The 16,887-nt window shown below is 67.4% G+C and carries 13 protein-coding genes, 1 tRNA gene and 1 pseudogene; 6 read left to right on the top strand and 9 right to left on the bottom strand.

The window, feature by feature from the left end; translation table 11 throughout:
- The first annotated feature begins 4 nt into the window (after nt 1–4).
- Both AB0I23_RS10595 and AB0I23_RS10590 read left to right on the top strand, forming a co-directional pair.
- On the top strand, nt 5–943 hold the full coding sequence (locus AB0I23_RS10595; RefSeq protein WP_359108838.1) for an ABC transporter ATP-binding protein: 939 nt from the start codon (nt 5–7) through the stop codon (nt 941–943).
- Nucleotides 940–1,656, top strand: coding sequence for an ABC transporter ATP-binding protein (locus AB0I23_RS10590; RefSeq protein ID WP_266986825.1), 717 nt, complete (start codon nt 940–942; stop codon nt 1,654–1,656). The genes AB0I23_RS10595 and AB0I23_RS10590 overlap by 4 nt, the downstream gene beginning before the upstream one ends.
- Nucleotides 1,657–1,729: 73 nt before the next feature.
- On the opposite strand, the gene AB0I23_RS10585 is transcribed toward AB0I23_RS10590, so the two are convergent.
- Nucleotides 1,730–2,389: an ANTAR domain-containing response regulator gene (locus AB0I23_RS10585; RefSeq protein ID WP_359108752.1), complete on the bottom strand. Its 660-nt coding sequence runs from the start codon at nt 2,387–2,389 to the stop codon at nt 1,730–1,732.
- Between the two features lie 100 nt (nt 2,390–2,489).
- On the opposite strand from AB0I23_RS10585, the gene AB0I23_RS10580 reads away from it, so the two are divergent.
- Together AB0I23_RS10580 and AB0I23_RS10575 are read left to right on the top strand one after the other, a co-directional pair.
- A tRNA-Leu gene (locus tag AB0I23_RS10580) sits at nt 2,490–2,562 on the top strand.
- Nucleotides 2,563–2,672: 110 nt separating this feature from the next.
- Nucleotides 2,673–3,452 (top strand): helix-turn-helix domain-containing protein, encoded by a 780-nt coding sequence (locus AB0I23_RS10575; RefSeq protein ID WP_359108750.1) that lies wholly within the window; start codon nt 2,673–2,675, stop codon nt 3,450–3,452.
- 8 nt (nt 3,453–3,460) lie between these two features.
- On the opposite strand, the gene pyk is transcribed toward AB0I23_RS10575, so the two are convergent.
- Both pyk and AB0I23_RS10565 read right to left on the bottom strand, forming a co-directional pair.
- Complete coding sequence (pyk, locus tag AB0I23_RS10570) at nt 3,461–4,894, bottom strand: pyruvate kinase (protein WP_359108748.1); 1,434 nt, start codon at nt 4,892–4,894, stop codon at nt 3,461–3,463.
- A gap of 125 nt (nt 4,895–5,019) precedes the next feature.
- Nucleotides 5,020–5,402: pseudogene (locus AB0I23_RS10565) on the bottom strand (SIMPL domain-containing protein); the annotation flags it as partial.
- Between the two features lie 164 nt (nt 5,403–5,566).
- Here AB0I23_RS10565 and AB0I23_RS10560 point away from each other — a divergent pair.
- Complete coding sequence (locus AB0I23_RS10560) at nt 5,567–7,366, top strand: bifunctional metallophosphatase/5'-nucleotidase (protein ID WP_359108836.1); 1,800 nt, start codon at nt 5,567–5,569, stop codon at nt 7,364–7,366.
- An 83-nt stretch (nt 7,367–7,449) separates the two neighbouring features.
- On the opposite strand, the gene AB0I23_RS10555 is transcribed toward AB0I23_RS10560, so the two are convergent.
- From AB0I23_RS10555 to AB0I23_RS10540, 4 genes are all read right to left on the bottom strand, one after another.
- Nucleotides 7,450–8,859: a lysine N(6)-hydroxylase/L-ornithine N(5)-oxygenase family protein gene (locus AB0I23_RS10555; RefSeq protein ID WP_359108747.1), complete on the bottom strand. Its 1,410-nt coding sequence runs from the start codon at nt 8,857–8,859 to the stop codon at nt 7,450–7,452.
- The gene (locus tag AB0I23_RS10550; protein ID WP_359108745.1) at nt 8,856–10,262 is read right to left on the bottom strand and encodes a pyridoxal phosphate-dependent decarboxylase family protein; all 1,407 of its coding nucleotides are present in this window, start codon (nt 10,260–10,262) and stop codon (nt 8,856–8,858) included. The genes AB0I23_RS10555 and AB0I23_RS10550 overlap by 4 nt, the downstream gene beginning before the upstream one ends.
- 233 nt (nt 10,263–10,495) lie before the next feature.
- On the bottom strand, nt 10,496–13,000 hold the full coding sequence (pepN, locus tag AB0I23_RS10545; protein WP_359108743.1) for an aminopeptidase N: 2,505 nt from the start codon (nt 12,998–13,000) through the stop codon (nt 10,496–10,498).
- Between the two features lie 168 nt (nt 13,001–13,168).
- Entirely contained in the window at nt 13,169–13,786 is a 618-nt protein-coding gene (locus AB0I23_RS10540) for a dihydrofolate reductase family protein (RefSeq protein WP_359108741.1), read from the bottom strand.
- Nucleotides 13,787–14,335: 549 nt separating this feature from the next.
- Here AB0I23_RS10540 and AB0I23_RS10535 point away from each other — a divergent pair.
- Nucleotides 14,336–14,494, top strand: a complete 159-nt coding sequence (locus AB0I23_RS10535; protein WP_359108739.1) for a hypothetical protein — start codon at nt 14,336–14,338, stop codon at nt 14,492–14,494.
- Nucleotides 14,495–14,606: 112 nt separating this feature from the next.
- On the opposite strand, the gene AB0I23_RS10530 is transcribed toward AB0I23_RS10535, so the two are convergent.
- Nucleotides 14,607–15,767, bottom strand: coding sequence for an ROK family protein (locus AB0I23_RS10530; protein ID WP_359108737.1), 1,161 nt, complete (start codon nt 15,765–15,767; stop codon nt 14,607–14,609).
- Nucleotides 15,768–16,146: 379 nt separating this feature from the next.
- On the bottom strand, nt 16,147–16,887 hold a 741-nt coding region (locus AB0I23_RS10525), incomplete at its 5' end, for an OmpL47-type beta-barrel domain-containing protein (RefSeq protein WP_436846910.1).

Here is a 16,887-nt window from a genome sequence, read left to right as displayed (position 1 = left end):
CACCATGACCACCACCACGAAAACCGCCACCACCGTCCTCGACGCCAGCGGCGTCACCATGCGCTTCGGCGGACTCACCGCCGTACGCAACGTCGACCTCACCGTCAACACAGGCGAAATCGTCGGCCTCATCGGACCCAACGGCGCCGGCAAAACCACCTTCTTCAACTGCCTCACCGGGCTCTACGTCCCCACCGAAGGCAAAGTCAGCTACAAAGGCACCGTCCTGCCGCCCAAGCCCCACCTCGTCACCCAGGCAGGCATCGCCCGCACCTTCCAGAACATCCGGCTCTTCGCCAACATGACCGTCCTGGAAAACGTCCTCGTCGGACGCCACACCCGCACCAAAGAAGGCCTCTGGTCCGCGCTCCTGCGCCTCCCCGGCTTCACCAAGGCCGAGAACGCCAGCCGCGAACGCGCCATGGAACTCCTCGAGTTCATCGGCCTCCAGGACAAGGCCGACCACCTCGCGCGCAACCTCCCCTACGGAGACCAGCGCAAGCTGGAAATCGCCCGCGCCCTCGCCAGCGACCCCGGACTCCTCCTCCTCGACGAGCCCACCGCCGGCATGAACCCCCAGGAAACCCGCGTCACCGAAGAACTCATCTTCGCCATCCGCGACCAAGGCATCGCCGTCCTCGTCATCGAGCACGACATGCGCTTCATCTTCAACCTCTGCGACCGAGTCGCCGTCCTCGTACAGGGCGAAAAGCTCGTCGAAGGCACCTCCGACGTCGTCCAGAGCGACGAGCGCGTCGTCGCCGCCTACCTCGGCACCCCCTTCGAAGGCGCCCCCGGCGCCGAAGAAGTCGCCGAAGTCGAAGCAGCGGAAGCCGAAGCACAGGCCGAAGCCGAAGCCACGGAGGCGGAACCCGCCGAAGCCGAAGCCGCCACCGACGACGACACCAGCACCACCCGCACCGAAGAGGAGGACACCCGATGACCGCACTGCTCCAGGTCGAAGACCTCCGCGTCGCCTACGGCAAGATCGAAGCCGTCAAAGGCATCTCCTTCACCGTCGAAGCCGGCCAGGTCGTCACCCTCATCGGCACCAACGGCGCAGGCAAAACCACCACCCTGCGCACCCTCTCCGGCCTCCTCAAGCCCATCGGCGGCCAGATCCTCTTCGAGGGCAAACCCCTCACCAACATCCCCGCCCACAAGATCGTCTCCCTGGGCCTCGCCCACTCCCCCGAGGGACGCCACATCTTCCCCCGGCTGACGATCACCGAGAACCTCCTCCTCGGCGCCTACCTCCGCAACGACAAAGCAGGCATCGAAAAGGACGTCCAGCGCGCCTACGACCTCTTCCCCATCCTCGGGGAACGACGGAAGCAGGCCGCAGGAACCCTCTCGGGCGGCGAGCAGCAAATGCTCGCCATGGGCCGCGCCCTCATGTCCCAGCCCAAACTGCTCATGCTCGACGAGCCCTCCATGGGCCTCTCCCCGATCATGATGCAGAAGATCATGCAGACCATCGTCGAGCTGAAGGCCCAGGGCACCACCATCCTGCTCGTCGAGCAGAACGCCCAGGCCGCACTCTCACTCGCCGACCACGGCCACGTCATGGAGGTCGGCAAGATCGTCCTCTCCGGCACCGGCCAGAACCTCCTCCACGACGAATCCGTCCGCAAGGCGTACCTCGGCGAGGACTGACCCACCCCGTACTGATGAGGCCCGCACCCCGATCGATCCGGGGTGCGGGCCTCATCAGTACGTACGCAGACGGCTACTCGCCGTCCTTCGCCGCCCTCTTCTTCTCCTCGGCATCCTCGATCAACGCCTCGGCGAGCTGCTGCATCGACAGCCGACGATCCATCGACGTCTTCTGGATCCACCGGAACGCCGCCGGCTCCGACAGCCCGTAATCCGTCTGCAGAATGCTCTTCGCCCGGTCCACCAGCTTCCGCGTCTCCAGCCGCTGCGCGAGGTCCGCGACCTCGCTCTCCAGCGCCTTCAGCTCCGCGAACCGGGACACGGCCATCTCGATGGCCGGCACCACGTCGCTCTTGCTGAACGGCTTCACGAGGTACGCCATCGCCCCGGCGTCCCGGGCCCGCTCGACCAAGTCGCGCTGCGAGAACGCCGTGAGCATCAGGACGGGTGCGATGGACTCCTCGGAGATGCGCTCGGCGGCGGAGATGCCGTCGAGGATCGGCATCTTCACATCGAGGATGACCAGGTCGGGCCGGTGCTCCCGGGCGAGCTCGACCGCCTTCTCGCCGTCACCGGCCTCGCCGACGACCGCGTAGCCCTCTTCCTCGAGCATCTCTTTGAGGTCGAGGCGGATGAGAGCCTCGTCCTCGGCGATGACGACGCGGGTCGTCAGCGGCGGGACGTGCGACTTGTCGTCGTCGGCGACGGGCTGGGGCGACTCGGGCGTGGTCACGGGGCTCCTCGTTCAAGACAGGGGTACTGCTGCCAAGAGCCTACCTAGTTACGGTATGTTTGAGGCACGGAGGTTCTTCGAGGTCCTTCGTTTCGAAGGGGCCCCGGTAGCCCAGCGGTAGAGGCCATGGATTCAAAACCCATCCAGCGTCGGTTCGAATCCGACTCGGGGCACTTCTCCTTCGATTCCAAGGCGGAGTAGCCGTTGGCGATCTTCACCCTTGATGGTGAACGAACCTTCGATCCGAGCACGCGCAAGCGAAGCATGGACGAAACTCCGCCCCATGGCACAGCACAACCCTTCAAAACGTGAAGAAGCTCTCGTCCTGTTGCGGCGTGGAGCAACCAATAGAGCGGTTGCAGAGCAGCTGAACGTGCCCCGCGGGACGGTCGGCTGGTGGCGTCACGAAGATCGCAAGAAGCGCGGGGAAAAATACGAGCAGCCCACGGACTGCCCGATATGTACGGGCCGGGCCTTCGACCACGCCGCCTACGCATACCTACTGGGGCTGTACCTCGGCGACGGGCACATCATCTCGAAGCCCAAGCAAAACCACTTGTCGATCTTCTGCGCAGACGCCTGGCCCGGTCTGCTCGATGAGGCCGAATCGGCAATGCGCAAGGTGATGCCCATGCCCCGGACCGGACAACGCCAGAAGAAGGGCTGCGTCGAGGTCAAATCCTATACGAGGCACTGGACTTGCATGTTCCCCCAGCACGGCCCCGGAAAGAAGCACGACCGTCCGATCATCCTCGACGACTGGCAGCAGAAGATCGTGGACGCGTACCCCTGGGAACTCATCCGCGGCCTCATCCACTCGGACGGATGCCGGAACATGAACTGGACAACCCGTCTCGTAGGCGGCGAGCGGAAGCGGTACGAGTACCCGAGGTACTGGTTCACCAACGTCTCGGACGACATCAGGCAGCTCTACACCGACACCCTCGACAAGCTGGGCGTCGAGTGGAAGCACTGCACGCGCGCGGGCAGGAAATACAACATCTCCGTCGCCCGACGGGCGTCCGTCGCTCTCATGGACGCTCACGTCGGGCCGAAGTACTGACGACCGATCTACTGGGGGCTGTCGTCCTCGCCGATGTGGTGCACGCGTACCAGGTTCGTCGATCCCGCGACGCCGGGCGGGGAGCCGGCCGTGATGACCACGATGTCGCCCTTCTCGCAGCGGCCGATCCGGAGGAGCTCCTCGTCGACCTGGGCGACCATCGCGTCCGTGGAGTCGACGTGCGGGCCGAGGAACGTCTCGACGCCCCACGTGAGGTTCAGCTGGGAGCGGGTGGCCTGGTCCGGGGTGAAGGCCAGCAGCGGGATCGGTGAGCGGTAGCGCGAGAGGCGCTTGACGGTGTCGCCGCTCTGGGTGAAGGCGACGAGGAACTTCGCGCCGAGGAAGTCGCCCATCTCGGCGGCTGCCCGGGCGACCGCGCCGCCCTGGGTGCGGGGCTTGTTGCGGTCGGTGAGCGGGGGCAGGCCCTTGGCGAGGATGTCTTCCTCGGCGGCTTCGACGATGCGGGACATCGTGCACACCGTCTCGATGGGGTACTTGCCGACGCTCGTCTCGCCGGAGAGCATCACCGCGTCGGTGCCGTCGATGACGGCGTTGGCGACGTCGGACGCTTCGGCCCGGGTGGGGCGGGAGTTGTCGATCATCGAGTCGAGCATCTGGGTGGCGACGATGACCGGTTTGGCGTTGCGCTTGGCGAGTTTGATGGCGCGCTTCTGCACGATGGGGACTTGTTCGAGGGGCATTTCGACGCCGAGGTCGCCGCGGGCGACCATGATGCCGTCGAAGGCGGCGACGATGCCGTCGATGTTCTCCACGGCCTGGGGTTTTTCCACCTTGGCGATGACGGGGAGGCGGCGGCCTTCCTCGTCCATGATGCGGTGGACGTCATCGATGTCGCGTCCGCTGCGTACGAAGGAGAGGGCGATGATGTCGGCGCCGGTGCGGAGGGCCCAACGGAGGTCTTCGATGTCCTTGTCGGAGAGTGCGGGGACGGAGACGGCGACGCCGGGGAGGTTGAGGCCTTTGTTGTCGGAGACCATGCCTCCTTCGATGACGGTGGTGTGGACGCGGGGGCCGTCGACGTGGGTGACTTCGAGGGTGACGCGGCCGTCGTCGACGAGGATGCGTTCGCCGGTGGTGACGTCGGTGTGGAGGCCGTCGTAGGTGGTGCCGCAGGTGTTGCGGTCTCCTTCGGTGGGTTCGACGGTGATGGTGAAGGTGTCGCCGCGTTCAAGGAGTACGGGGCCTTCGCGGAAGCGGCCGAGACGGATCTTCGGGCCTTGAAGGTCGGCGAGGATGCCGACGCTGCGTCCGGTTTCGTCGGAGGCTTTGCGTACGTGGCGGTAGCGCTGTTCGTGTTCGACGTAGGAGCCGTGGCTGAGGTTGAGGCGGGCGATGTCCATTCCGGCTTCGACGAGTGCCTTGATCTGCTCGTATGAGTCGGTGGCTGGGCCCAGGGTGCAGACGATTTTTGCTCGGCGCATGGTTGGAGCCTAGACCTTACCTACGGGTAGCGATTTGGCTCTGCGCGTCGTCTCAACAACCTTTGGGTGAAGGGTTATTGACAAGTGTTGAATTGTGCAGCGGGGCGCTCTGATGAGCATTCTTTTCAGAGTTTTGGGGGTGCCATGGTGAAGCGGGCGTTCACCTGGGCGTAGACGGTCTGCCGTTGGGGTTCGAGTCGAGGGCGGGGGCTGTTTCGGGTTCCGCTCCGCCGTATGCGGCGCGGCCGCGGAAGCTGCCGGGTGCGGCGGGCATGGGTGGGAGGGGGGGTGGTGCGGCGCCGAGGTCGGTGAGTTCGAGGAGGGCGGTGAGGTGGGTACCGAGGGCGTCGGCGTATTCGCGGGCGCGTTGGAGGGCTTCTCGTACGGCTTGGCGGCGGGCCTCGGCATGGGCGGGTGAGTGGGGGCGCAGCGCCCGTCGGGGGCCGTTGATGTGGGTCGTGCCGAGGTCGGCGATGCGGGTGGTGAGTTCGCCGAGTGCGGTGAAGTCAGGTGCCTAGGGGGCTGGTGTGTGGGTCATGGGTCCACTGTCGTATCGGGGTGTGACCCATGTGGTCATCAGATAGAAACCTGCAAGGGGTGTTGCACGGCGTGGCTGGTGGGTCATTATCTACGCGCGTTGTGTACTGCACGATCTGATTTGTGGGAGACGAGATGTCGCTGAACCGTAGGACGTTCCTGGGCGCATCGGCTGCGGCCGGGGCCGGTGTGGCGATGGCTGGGGGTGTGACTGTGCCTGCCGAGGCCCAGGGTCGTGGTCTTGGGGGTCTGCCGAAGCGGTATGCGTTCACGGTGATGGGCACGACCGATCTGCATGGGAATGTCTTCAATTGGGACTATTTCACGGACAAGGAGTTCGACGACAAGGCGCACAACGATGTGGGTCTGGCGAAGATCTCGACGCTCGTGGAGCAGGTCCGTGCGGAGAAGGGCCGTCAGAACACCCTGATGATCGATGCGGGTGACACGATCCAGGGCACGCAGCTGTCGTACTACTACGCGAAGGTCGATCCGATCACGGCGAAGCGTGGTCCGGTGCATCCGATGGCGCAGGCGATGAACGCGATCGGGTACGACGCGGCGGCGCTGGGCAACCATGAGTTCAATTACGGCATCCCGGTGCTGCGGAAGTTCGAGGAGCAGTGTGATTTTCCGCTGCTGGGTGCGAACGCGCTGGATGCGAAGACGTTGACGCCGGCGTTCGCTCCGTATGTGATCAAGCGGTTGCGTACGCCGCACGGTCCGGATGTGAAGGTGGCGATTCTGGGTCTGACGAACCCGGGGATCGCGATCTGGGACAAGGCGAATGTCAGCGGCAAGATGGTGTTCCCGGGGTTGGTGGAGCAGGCGGCGAAGTTCGTGCCGCGGCTTCGGTCCATGGGGGCGGATGTGGTGATCGTGTCGGCGCACTCGGGGACCAGTGGGACGTCGTCGTACGGTGATCAGGTTCCGTATGTGGAGAACGCGGCGGCTCTGGTGGCGGAGCAGGTGCCGGGTATCGATGCGATTCTGGTCGGTCATGCTCACCTGGAGATCCCCGAGTACTTCGTGGAGAACAAGGGGACGGGCAAGAAGGTGGTGCTCTCCGAGCCGTTGAAGTGGGGGCAGCGGTTGACGCTGTTCGACTTCGATCTGGCGTGGGAGGAGGGCCGCTGGGTGGTGGAGAGTGCGGGTTCGCAGGTGTTGAACTCGAACACGGTGGCGGAGGATCCGAAGATCACGGGGTTGCTGGCGGATGAGCACAAGAAGGTTGTGGCGTACGTCAATCAGGTGATCGGTACGTCGACGGCGGCGATGACGACGGCGGAGGCGGCCTGGAAGGACGAGCCGATCATTGATCTGATCAATGTGGTTCAGGCGGAGACGGTGAAGGCGGCTCTGGCGGGTGGCGCGTATGCGGCGTTGCCCGTGCTGTCGCAGGCGTCGTGTTTCTCTCGTACGGCGCAGATCCCGGCGGGGAATGTGACGATCAAGGATGCGGCGGGGTTGTATCCGTTCGAGAACACGCTTGAGGCGCGGTTGCTGACGGGTGCGCAGATCAAGGATTATCTGGAGTTCTCGGCGCGGTATTACGTGCAGACGGCGGCGGGCGTTCCGGTGGATACGGCGAAGTTGACGAATGCGGGCAACACGCCGGACTACAACTATGACGCGGTGTCGGGCCTGACGTATGAGATCGATATTGCGAAGCCGAATGGTTCGCGGATTGTGAATCTGTCGTTCGAGGGCAGGGCGATCGATCCGGCGGCGGAGTTCGTGCTGGCGGTGAACAATTATCGGGCGAGCGGTGGGGGTAACTTCCCGCATGTGCCGGGTGCGAAGCAGCTGTGGGCGAATTCGGAGGAGATCCGGAACACGATCATTGGCTGGGTGCAGGCGAAGGGTTCGGTGGATGGTGCGCAGTTCGCTTCGGTGGACTGGCGGCTGACGCGGGATGGTGTGCCGGTGTTCTAGTGCCCCTCACGGCACCAGCGGTTGGGTGGGTGTGGCGGCCGTCTCCTCTTTGAGGGGGCGGCCGCTTTTTTGTCTGTGGGGTGTCAGTTGCCTCGGGCGAGCGGGATGAGGGCGGGGTGCTGGTGGGGGATGTGGGGGGTGTTCTGGGGGGTGAGGCCGAAGGTGGTGAAGGCGGTGCGTTGTGGGAGGGGGTAGGCGTTGGTTCGGGTGAGGTTGTTGAGGATGGTGGCGCTGCGCCAGGCGGCGAGTCCGAGGTCGGGGGCTCCGACGCCGTGGGTGTGGCGTTCGGCGTTCTGTACGTAGATGTTGCCGGTGACGGTGGGGTCGAGTTCGAGGCGGAATTGGTCGTCGATGCGGGGTCGTCCGGCGGTGTCGCGGCGGATGTGGGGGGTGAGGCCGGTGAGGAGGCGGTCGAGGGGGCGTTCGCGGTAGCCCGTGGCGAGGATGACGGCGTCGGTGGTGAGGTGGGTGCGGGTGTTCTGTTGGGTGTGTTCGAGGTGGAGTTCGACGCGGGTGCCGGCGAGGCGGCCTGCGGTGCGTACGTGGACGCCGGGGGTGAGGGTGGTGTCGGGCCAGCCGCCGTGGAGGGTGCGGCGGTAGAGCTCGTCGTGGATGGCGGCGATGGTGTCGGCGTCGATGCCTTTGTGGAGTTGCCATTGGTGGGGGATGAGTTCGTCGCGTACGGATTCGGGGAGTGCGTGGAAGTAGCGGCTGTAGTCGGGGGTGAAGTGTTCGAGGCCGAGTTTTGAGTACTCCATGGGGGCGAAGGCGCCGGTGCGGGCGAGCCAGTGGAGTTTTTCGTGTCCGGCGGGGCGGGCGCGGAGGAGGTCGAGGAAGATTTCGGCGCCTGATTGGCCGGAGCCGATGACGGTGATGTGTTCGGCTTGGAGGAGTTGTTCGCGGTGGTGGAGGTAGTCGGCGGAGTGGATGACGGGGACGGATTCGGCTTCGGCGAGGGGTTTGAGGGGTTCGGGGATGAAGGGTTCGGTGCCGATGCCGAGGGCGATGTGGCGGGTGTAGGCGCGGCCGAGGGCTTCGGCTTCGCCGTCGGTGTCGAGTTGGGTGAAGTCGACTTCGTAGAGGGTGCGTTCGGGGTTCCAGCGGATGGCGTCGACTTGGTGGCTGAAGTGGAGTCCGGGGAGTTGGTCGGTGACCCAGCGGCAGTACGCGTCGTATTCGGCGCGTTGGATGTGGAAGCGCTCGGCGAAGTAGAAGGGGAAGAGGCGGTCGCGGCTGCGTAGGTAGTTGAGGAAGCTCCAGGGGCTTGTGGGGTCGGCGAGGGTGACGAGGTCGGCGAGGAAGGGGACTTGGAGGCTGGAGCCGTCGATGAGGAGTCCGGGGTGCCAGTGGAAGGCGGGGCGTTGTTCGTAGAAGGTCGCGGCGAGGGGGTGGATGCCGTGGGCGAGGGCGGCGAGGGAGAGGTTGAAGGGGCCGATGCCGATGCCGACGAGGTCGTGTGGCTGGCCGGGGTCGGGGGTGGGTCGGTCGGTCATCGGGGTGGGTTGCCTTTCTGGACTGTGTGGGTGAGGTGGGTGATGAGGTCGAGGAGGGTTTGGAGGTCGTGGCGGGTGGTGTGGGGGTTGAGGAGGGTGGCTTTGAGCCAGAGGCGGTTGTCGGCGTGGGCGCGGCCGAGGACGGCTTGGCCGGTGGTGAGGAGGGTGCGGCGGATGGTGGCGACGGTGTGGTCGGTTGCGTCGGTGGGGCGGAAGAGGACGGTGGTGATGGTGGGTGGTTGGTAGAGGTCGAGGGTGGGGTTGTGGGTGATGAGGTCGGCGAGTTGGTGGGCGGTGTTGATGGTGTGGTCGATGAGGTCGGCGAGTCCGGTGCGGCCAAGGGCTTGGAGGGTGACGGCGATTTTGAGTGCGTCGGGTCGGCGGGTGGTGCGCAGTGAGCGGCCGAGGAGGTCGGGGAGGCCGGCTTCGGTGTCGTCGTGGGCGTTGAGGTAGGGGGCGTGGTGGTGGAGCGGGTGGAGGTGGTGGTGGTCGGGGACGGCGAGGATGCCGGCTGATGCGGGTTGCCAGCCGAGTTTGTGGAGGTCGAGGGTGACGCTGTGGGCGCGGTCGAGGCCGTGGATTTTGGTGCGGTGGGTGGGGCTGAAGAGGAGTGGTCCGCCGTAGGCGGCGTCGATGTGGAGTTCGGCGCCGTGGGTGGTGCAGAGGTCGGCGATGTCGTCGAGGGGGTCGATCTGGCCGGTGTCGGTGGTGCCTGCGGTGGCGGTGACGAAGAGGGCACGGTGGGGGCTGTGGAGCCGGGTGAGGGCTTCTTCGAGTGCGGTGAGGTCGATGACTCCGGTGGGGGCGGGGATGGTGTGGGGTTCGGGGAGGCCGAGGAGCCAGGCGGCGCGGGTGATGCTGTGGTGGGCGTTGGCGCCGGTGAGGGTCTGTACGGGGCCGTGGCGTTCACGGGCGAGGAGGAGGGCGAGTTGGTTGGCTTCGGTGCCGCCGGTGGTGATGAGGGCGTCGGGGTGGGGTTGGTGGGGGTAGATCTCGGCGGCGAGTGCGTTGGTGGTGTCGGTTTCGAGGGTTGAGGCTGCGGGTGCTTGGTCCCAGGAGTCCATGGAGGGGTTGAGGGCGGAGGCGGCGAGGTCGGCGGCTGCGGCGAGGGCGAGGGGTGGGGTGTGGAGGTGGGCGGTGCAGTGGGGGTGTGCGGGGTCTGCGGCGCCTTGGGTGAGTGCGGTGATGAGGGTGCGCAGGGCGTGGTGGGGGCCGGTGCCGTGGTCGGGGATGAGGGGGTGGGTGGCGTGGTGTATGTGGTCGGTGACGGTTTGGGGTCCGCCGGCGGGGAGGGGGCCGTGGCGTTGTTGGGCTCCGTCGTGGAGTGCGGTGAGGACGGTGTCCAGGAGGGGGCGTAGGGCGGCGGGGCCGGTGGTGCCTCCGGCGAGGGGTGGGGTGGGCATGGTGGTGGGGTCCTTCGGGCGCGCGTGGGTGGACGTGTCAGCTTGTCCGGGTTTCTGGTGGCGCGGCCGGTGACTGGGTGATCTGAACTCGAAAGGGGGACGGATGGTGGCTGTGGGGGTGGTGGTGGTGGGCGGTGGTGGTATGGGTGTGCCCGGCTTCCCCTCCGTGGTGAGGGTGGGCCGGGCACGGGTGGTGTGGTGTGTGGTTGTGGGTGTGGTGCGGGGTTGTGGGGTCAGTGGGCGTTGCGTATGGCGAGGGCGCGGCGGAGGTCGTCGATCTGGTCGGCGAGCCTGCGGCGCAGGGCGGGGGTGAGGGTGTTGCCGCTCAGTGCTTGTTCGCCGAGGTGGAGGTTGTCGGCGGTGATGGCGTAGTTGGGGAAGGCGTGGCGTCCTGCGGCTTCGGCGATGGCGGGGCCCCGGCGGGTGGCGAGTTGGGTGGCGTCGGGGTAGTAGCGGGGGACGTAGTCGCTGGTGAGGTCGGTTTGTTCGGCTTGCCAGAAGCCTTGTGCGGTGGCGGTGAAGAGGTAGTTGGAGAGGGTGTCGTCGTTGAACAGGGCGTCCCAGGCGGCGGCTTTGGCTTCGGGGGTGGGGAGGGCGGCGCGGCAGCGGGCGGCGCCTTCCTGTCCGGTGGCGCTGGGGTCGTTGTCGAGTTCGGTGGCGATGGTGGCTTCGTCGGTGGCGCCGAGGGTGGCGAGGCGGGTGAGGATGCGCCAGCGGAGTTCGGGGTCGAGTTCGGGTCCACCGGGGACGGTGCCGTCGGTGAGCCAGGTCTGGATGGTGTCGGGTTGGGTGGCGGCGTCGATGAGGTGGCGTACGGCGGTGAGGCGGAGGCCGGGGTTGGTGCCGTCTTCTGTGCGGCGGATGAGGTCGCGGCAGAGGGCGGTGACGGTGGCGAGGGCTGCGGGGCGGTTTTCGGGGGTGACGTAGCGTGCGGTGATCTGGGTGCCGGCGAAGGCGAGGACGCCTTGGAGGAGGGCGAGGTCGGTTTCGTACGGGAGGTGGGCGCGGGCGGTTTCGAGGTAGGTGGTGGGGTCGAGTTCGCCGTCGCGGACCATGTCGCGGGCGGTGTTCCAGATGACGGCGCGGGTGAGTGCGTCGGGGATGCCGGAGAGGCTGCTGACGACGGTGTTCCAGGAGGGGGCGTCGGGGCGGATCTTGGCGTAGGTGAGGTCGCTGTCGTTGAGGACGAGGAGGGCGGGGCGGCGGCCGGGGTGGGTGCTGGGGGTGCCGTCCTGGGGGATGTCGAGTTCGAAGCGGTCGCGGAGGACGAGCTGGTCGGGGCCTGGCTGGGTGTCGAGGGTGTGGTCGTAGGCGCCGACGGCGATGCGGTGGGGGCGGGTGCCGTGGTGGTCGACGGTGAGGGACCAGCTGTTGCCGGTTTCTTCGACGTGGGGGGTGAGGGTGTCGACTCCGGTGGTGCGGAGCCATTGGTCGGCCCAGGCGTGGACGTCGCGGTCGGTGGCCGATGCGAGGTTGTCGATGAAGTCGGCGAGGGTGGCGTTGCCGAATTTGTGGCGGGCGAAGTGGGTGTTGATGCCTGCGAGGAAGTCTTTTTCGCCGAGCCAGGTGACGAGCTGGCGGAGGGCGGATGCGCCCTTGGCGTAGGAGATGCCGTCGAAGTTGAGCATCGCGGATGCGGTGTCGGGGACGGCTGCGGGGTCGGGGGCGACGGGGTGGGTGGTGGGGCGCTGGTCGGCGTCGTATCCCCAGCCCTTGCGGGCGACGCCGAAGTCGACCCAGGTGTCGGTGAAGCGGGTGGCTTCGGCGAGGGTCTGGTAGCCCATGTATTCGGCGAATGACTCGTTGAGCCAGATGTCGTCCCACCAGGCGAGGGTGACGAGGTCGCCGAACCACATGTGGGCCATTTCGTGGGCGATGACCATGCCGCGGGTCTGGCGTTCGGTGTCGGTGACGGCGGAGCGGTAGATGAATTCGTCGCGGAAGGTGACGAGTCCGGGGTTCTCCATGGCGCCGGCGTTGAATTCGGGGACGAATGCCTGGTCGTAGGAGTCGAAGGGGTAGGGCTCGTCGAATTTTTCGTGGAAGCGGTCGAAGCAGGCGCGGGTGATGTCGAGGATTTCGTCGGCGTCGGCGTCGAGGTGGGGGGCGAGGGAGCGGCGGCAGTGGATGCCGAAGGGCAGGCCGGCGTGCTGCGTGGTGACGGAGTGCCAGGGGCCGGCGGCGACGGCGACGAGGTAGGTGGAGATCAGGGGGGTGGGGGCGATGGTCCACTGGCCGTTACCGGTGTGTTCGGCGATGCCGTTGCCGAGGACGGTCCAGTTTTCGGGCGCGGTGACGGTGAGGGCGAAGACGGACTTGAGGTCGGGCTGGTCGAATGCGGCGAAGACGCGTTGGACGTCTTCCATGAAGAGCTGGGTGTAGACGTAGGTCTCGCCGTCGGTGGGGTCGGTGAAGCGGTGCATGCCTTCGCCGGTGCGGGAGTAGCGCATGGCGGCGTCGATGCGGAGTTCGTGTGCGCCGGGGGTGAGTGCGGTGAGGGGGAACCGGTTCTCGGTGAGGTCGGCGGGGTCGAGGGGCTGTCCGTCGAGGGTGATGGAGCGCAGGGTGGCGGGCTTGAGTTCGACGAAGGTGTCTCCGGCCGCGAGTGCGGTGAATTGGATGACGGTGCGGGAGTCGAAGGTGTCTTCTCCCGTGGTCAGATCGAGGTCGATCGTGTACCGGTCCACGTCGAGAAATTGGGCTCGGGTCTGCGCTTCGTCGCGCGTCAGTACGGACATGGATCCACTCTGCCGCATGGGGTGGGGGGTGCACAGGTGGGTTCTCGCAGGGCTGAGCCGGGGTGTGCGCGCGGGCGTGCGGGTGGGGTGTGTGCGCGGGGCGGGCGCTGTGGGGCGGGTTCGTGGGAGTGGATGCACGGAGCGGTTCCACGAGGCGGGTCCGCGGGGTCAGTGTCCTGGGGTGGTTTCCGGCTGGGTGGGGTCGGTGCGCCGGTGGTGGAGGAGGACGACTCCGTTGCCGAAGGTGCGGGTCCCGGCGAGGCGGAGGCCGGTTCTGGTGTCGGATGCCTGGAACAGGGGTGTGCCGCGTCCGATGAGTACGGGGTGTACGTAGATCCGGTATTCGTCGATCAGGTCGTGCCGGCGGAAGGCCGCTGCGAGACCGGCGCCGCCGAGGGCCAGGTCGCCGCCGGGCTGTGCGGTGAGTGCCCGGATCTGTTCGGGGTCGACCTCGCGGAGGACGGTGGTGTTCCAGTCGGTGGTTTTCAGGGTCCGGGAGAACACGGTTTTGGGCATGTCCCGCCAGATTCGGGCGTAGTCCGCGACGGGTCCGTCGTTGGCGGGGTCGGCGTCGGCGGTCGGCCAGAAGTCCGCCATGAGCTCGTGGGTGACGCGTCCGGTGAGGAAGCCGCCCATGGTGCTGAGCTGTTCGTTGAAGTGGTGGTGCAGTTCGTCGTCGACGAGGTGCCAGCCGATGTCGCGGTCGGGTCCCTCGATGAATCCGTCGAGGGACACCGACATCATCAGGACGATCTTCCTCGTCACCTGTGTGCGGGATTCGGTCACGGGCGGGACGATACCGTTCCTGGGCAGTGAGCAGGAGTGAGTCCTGGCTCACCGGCACGCCCCGAACGGTCTTGGGCGCACTGGTCCTCCGCTTTCGCGTCCCGGTCGGCGACGCATATCCCGTATGCGGTCCGTCCCGGGCGGGCGGAATCCCTACGACCCGGCCATATGGGTGTGGCCGGAGGCGACGGGGAGGCCCCGAACCATCTCGCTGGTGATACGGGGGCCCCGACTGCTGACGCCACACCCGGCGTCCCGGATCGCACCGAGAACGTTACGCACACCCCGCGGGGCATGCCCGCAGCTCGTCGCGCCGTTCACCCCATCGTGTCCATGCTCGCCACAACGATGTGCTTGCTCAGCAGTTGTGAACCCCTGCGCTGTCGGCGTGGATCGGTGTCAGGAGGACATGACCGAAATCTCCCCCGCTCGATCACGGTGGGGCTCCGGTCGGCGGCCGGGCACGGGTGCGCGGCTCCTTCTCGGCCTTCGCCGCCGCCTCGGCGAACGGATCCGTGGTGGCCCTGCCGACGGGGCCGCGCCAGGGCGGTGGGGGTCAGCGCGCAGGGCGTACGGGTCCGGCCGGCCCGCTTCAAGGCCCCCGAGCACGTGGTGTTCGGGGAGCTGTCCAAAACCTCCACCGGCAGGATCCAGAAGTTCGTCCTGCGTGAGCGGGCACGGGCCGGGGCGGAACGCAGGATTCAGTAGCGCTCCGGGCGGCCCCACTTTCAAGGCGCGGTACGTCGCGGGTCTGTCTCCGCACGGGGCCGCCTCAGCGCGGGTTCCGCCTCAGCACGGGTTCCGGCCGCGTATCGAGGCGTCAGGCCGGCGAGAAGATGTTGTTGCTGATCAGCCGGGCGGCGCCGACGACGCCGGCGACCTGGCCGAGTTCGCCGAGCACGATCGGCAGGTTGCCGGTCGCCAACGGCAGCGACTGGCGGTAGACCTGGGTGCGGATGCTCGCCAGGAGGTTGTGGCCCAGTCCGGTGAGCCCTCCTCCGATGACCACCAGGCCGGGGTTGAAGAAGCTGACCAGGCCGGCGATGACCTGACCGGTACGGTTGCCTCCCCAGCGGATCAGATCCAGGGCCGCGGCGTCCCCGGCGCTCGCGGCGGCCGACACGTCCTCGGGGGTCAGCCTCCCGGCCGATGCGAGCCGTCCGGCCAGATCCGTCGAGCGGCCGGACTGGGCGAACGCGGTCGCGTCACGTACGAGGGCGTTCCCTCCGAAGTAGGCCTCCAGGCAACCGGTGTTGCCGCAGGCGCACCGCGGCCCGTCCGGGTCCACCTGGATGTGACCGATGTCGCCGGCACTGCCGGTGATACCGCGGTGGACCTCGCCGCCGACGACGATGCCGCAGCCGATGCCGGTCCCGAGCTTCACGCACAAGAAGTCACGTACGGACCGGGCGACGCCGGCCTGCTGCTCGCCCAGTGCCATCAGGTTCACGTCGTTGTCGACGAGAACGGGGCAACCGAGCTCCTGGCTCATCGCCTCGCGGACGGGGAAGCCGTTCCACCCGGGCATGATCGGCGGCGCGACGGGGACCCCCTCCGGGAACCGGACAGGTCCCGGCACGCCGATCCCGGCACCGTCGAAGTGTTCCGCCGACGTCGCCTCGCGCAGTTTGCGGACCAACGCCAGCACCCGCTCGAAGACCGCGACCGGGCCGTCGCGCACGTCCAGCGGCTCGGCCACGTGGCCGAGGATCTCCAACTCGGCGTTGGTGACCGCGACGTCCACGGAGGTGGCGCCGATGTCCACGCCGAGGAACCGCAGCGACGGGGCGACCCGGACGTTGTGCGAGCGGCGGCCGCCGCGGGAGGCGGCGAGGCCGTCCGGGACGACCAGACCCGTTTCCAGCAGCCGGTCGATCTCGAACGCGAGCTTGGAGCGCGACAGCTCGACCAGGTCCCCCAGGGCGACCCGGGACTGCGGGCCGAGGTCGCGCAGGAGGCGGAGCAGCCGGGCCTGATGCATATTGGCCGGTCGAACCGTCGTACTCCTCACGGCGCCCCCGTCGTGGTCAGAGCCGCTCGCATGCCCGGTGCTTGGGGGCGCGACTTCCACCGGACCGTAGCACCGTGCCGTCGACGGCAAAAGAAACGTGTGCGCCGAGTCACAGGACTTTCATCGGCAGATGGAAAAAGTCGGCTCGAAGCAGCACAGTCTCGTTGCCGCCCAGGCTCTTGCAGAGGCGGCCAGGCCCGATGGGGTGGAGCCGTCCAGCTCTCCACCCCATCGGTTCTGGTGCGCTGTCCGGTTCGCTCGGCGGGCCGCTGCCGCAGCCGGCCGAGGCACACGGCTCAGGCGGCGTCACCGCCCGGCCGTGACTCAGCGACCGGTGCCCGGCCGTGACTCAGCGACCGGTGGGACCGTGGTTCGGCATGCCGACGTCGGACTGGCCGGCCGCCTTCTTGATCAGGGCAGCCTCCCGCTGGTCGAGGACCCCTTCCTTCCGCAGCGTCGTGACGATCTCCCCGACGTGGGACACGAACGCGCCGTGGTTCTTCCAGGCCCGGTGATCCTCGATCAGCTCGTTGACCGTGCAGCCGTTGGTCGTGACGCGGTTCGGGACACCAGTGTTGATCGAGCCGAGGAACACGGTGGAGCGGTCGTCCCTTTCAGGACAGTCGGTCGGCGGCGTGCTGTCGACGATGGTGAGGGACAGCGACTGCGGCGTGGCCGTGTTGCCGGCCTTGTCGGTGGCCCGATAGAGCAAGGTGTGTGTCCCGGCTCTGTCGATCACCACCGGTGCGGAGTACTGCAGGTAGGGGCCGCCGTCGAGGGAGTACTCGATCCCGGCCACACCCGACCCCGTGTCCGAAGCCGTCACCGTCACCGTCGCACTGCCGACGTAGTCACCGGAGTCGTCCTTCGTGCCGGAGACGGAGGCCGACACCTGCGGCGGCGTCCTGTCCTCGGGCGGAGCCGCCACGACGGTGAAGTCGACCGATTTCACCGGCGAGGTGTTACCTGCCTTGTCAGTCGCCCGGTAGGTCAGCGTGTGCCGGCCCACACCGCTCACCGCAACCGGCGCCGTATAGGCGCCGTATGACGCACCATCGAGCGAATACTCGATTCCAGCCACGCCCGACTC

Origin of the sequence: Streptomyces atratus, assembly GCF_040655115.1 — a bacterium.
Classification (GTDB): domain Bacteria; phylum Actinomycetota; class Actinomycetes; order Streptomycetales; family Streptomycetaceae; genus Streptomyces; species Streptomyces atratus_D.
The sequence above is the reverse complement of the archived record's forward strand: the minus strand, read 5'-3'. Positions and strand labels throughout refer to the sequence as shown.

Coding starts and splice junctions, on each gene's coding strand:
- pepN (WP_359108743.1), bottom strand. CDS start 13,000: ATGTCCGTACTGACGCGCGACGAAGCGCAGACCCGAGCCCAATTTCTC.
- AB0I23_RS10530 (WP_359108737.1), bottom strand. CDS start 15,767: ATGCATCAGGCCCGGCTGCTCCGCCTCCTGCGCGACCTCGGCCCGCAG.
- AB0I23_RS10590 (WP_266986825.1), top strand. CDS start 940: ATGACCGCACTGCTCCAGGTCGAAGACCTCCGCGTCGCCTACGGCAAG.
- AB0I23_RS10550 (WP_359108745.1), bottom strand. CDS start 10,262: ATGCCCACCCCACCCCTCGCCGGAGGCACCACCGGCCCCGCCGCCCTA.
- AB0I23_RS10575 (WP_359108750.1), top strand. CDS start 2,673: ATGGCACAGCACAACCCTTCAAAACGTGAAGAAGCTCTCGTCCTGTTG.
- AB0I23_RS10560 (WP_359108836.1), top strand. CDS start 5,567: ATGTCGCTGAACCGTAGGACGTTCCTGGGCGCATCGGCTGCGGCCGGG.
- AB0I23_RS10595 (WP_359108838.1), top strand. CDS start 5: ATGACCACCACCACGAAAACCGCCACCACCGTCCTCGACGCCAGCGGC.
- AB0I23_RS10555 (WP_359108747.1), bottom strand. CDS start 8,859: ATGACCGACCGACCCACCCCCGACCCCGGCCAGCCACACGACCTCGTC.
- pyk (WP_359108748.1), bottom strand. CDS start 4,894: ATGCGCCGAGCAAAAATCGTCTGCACCCTGGGCCCAGCCACCGACTCA.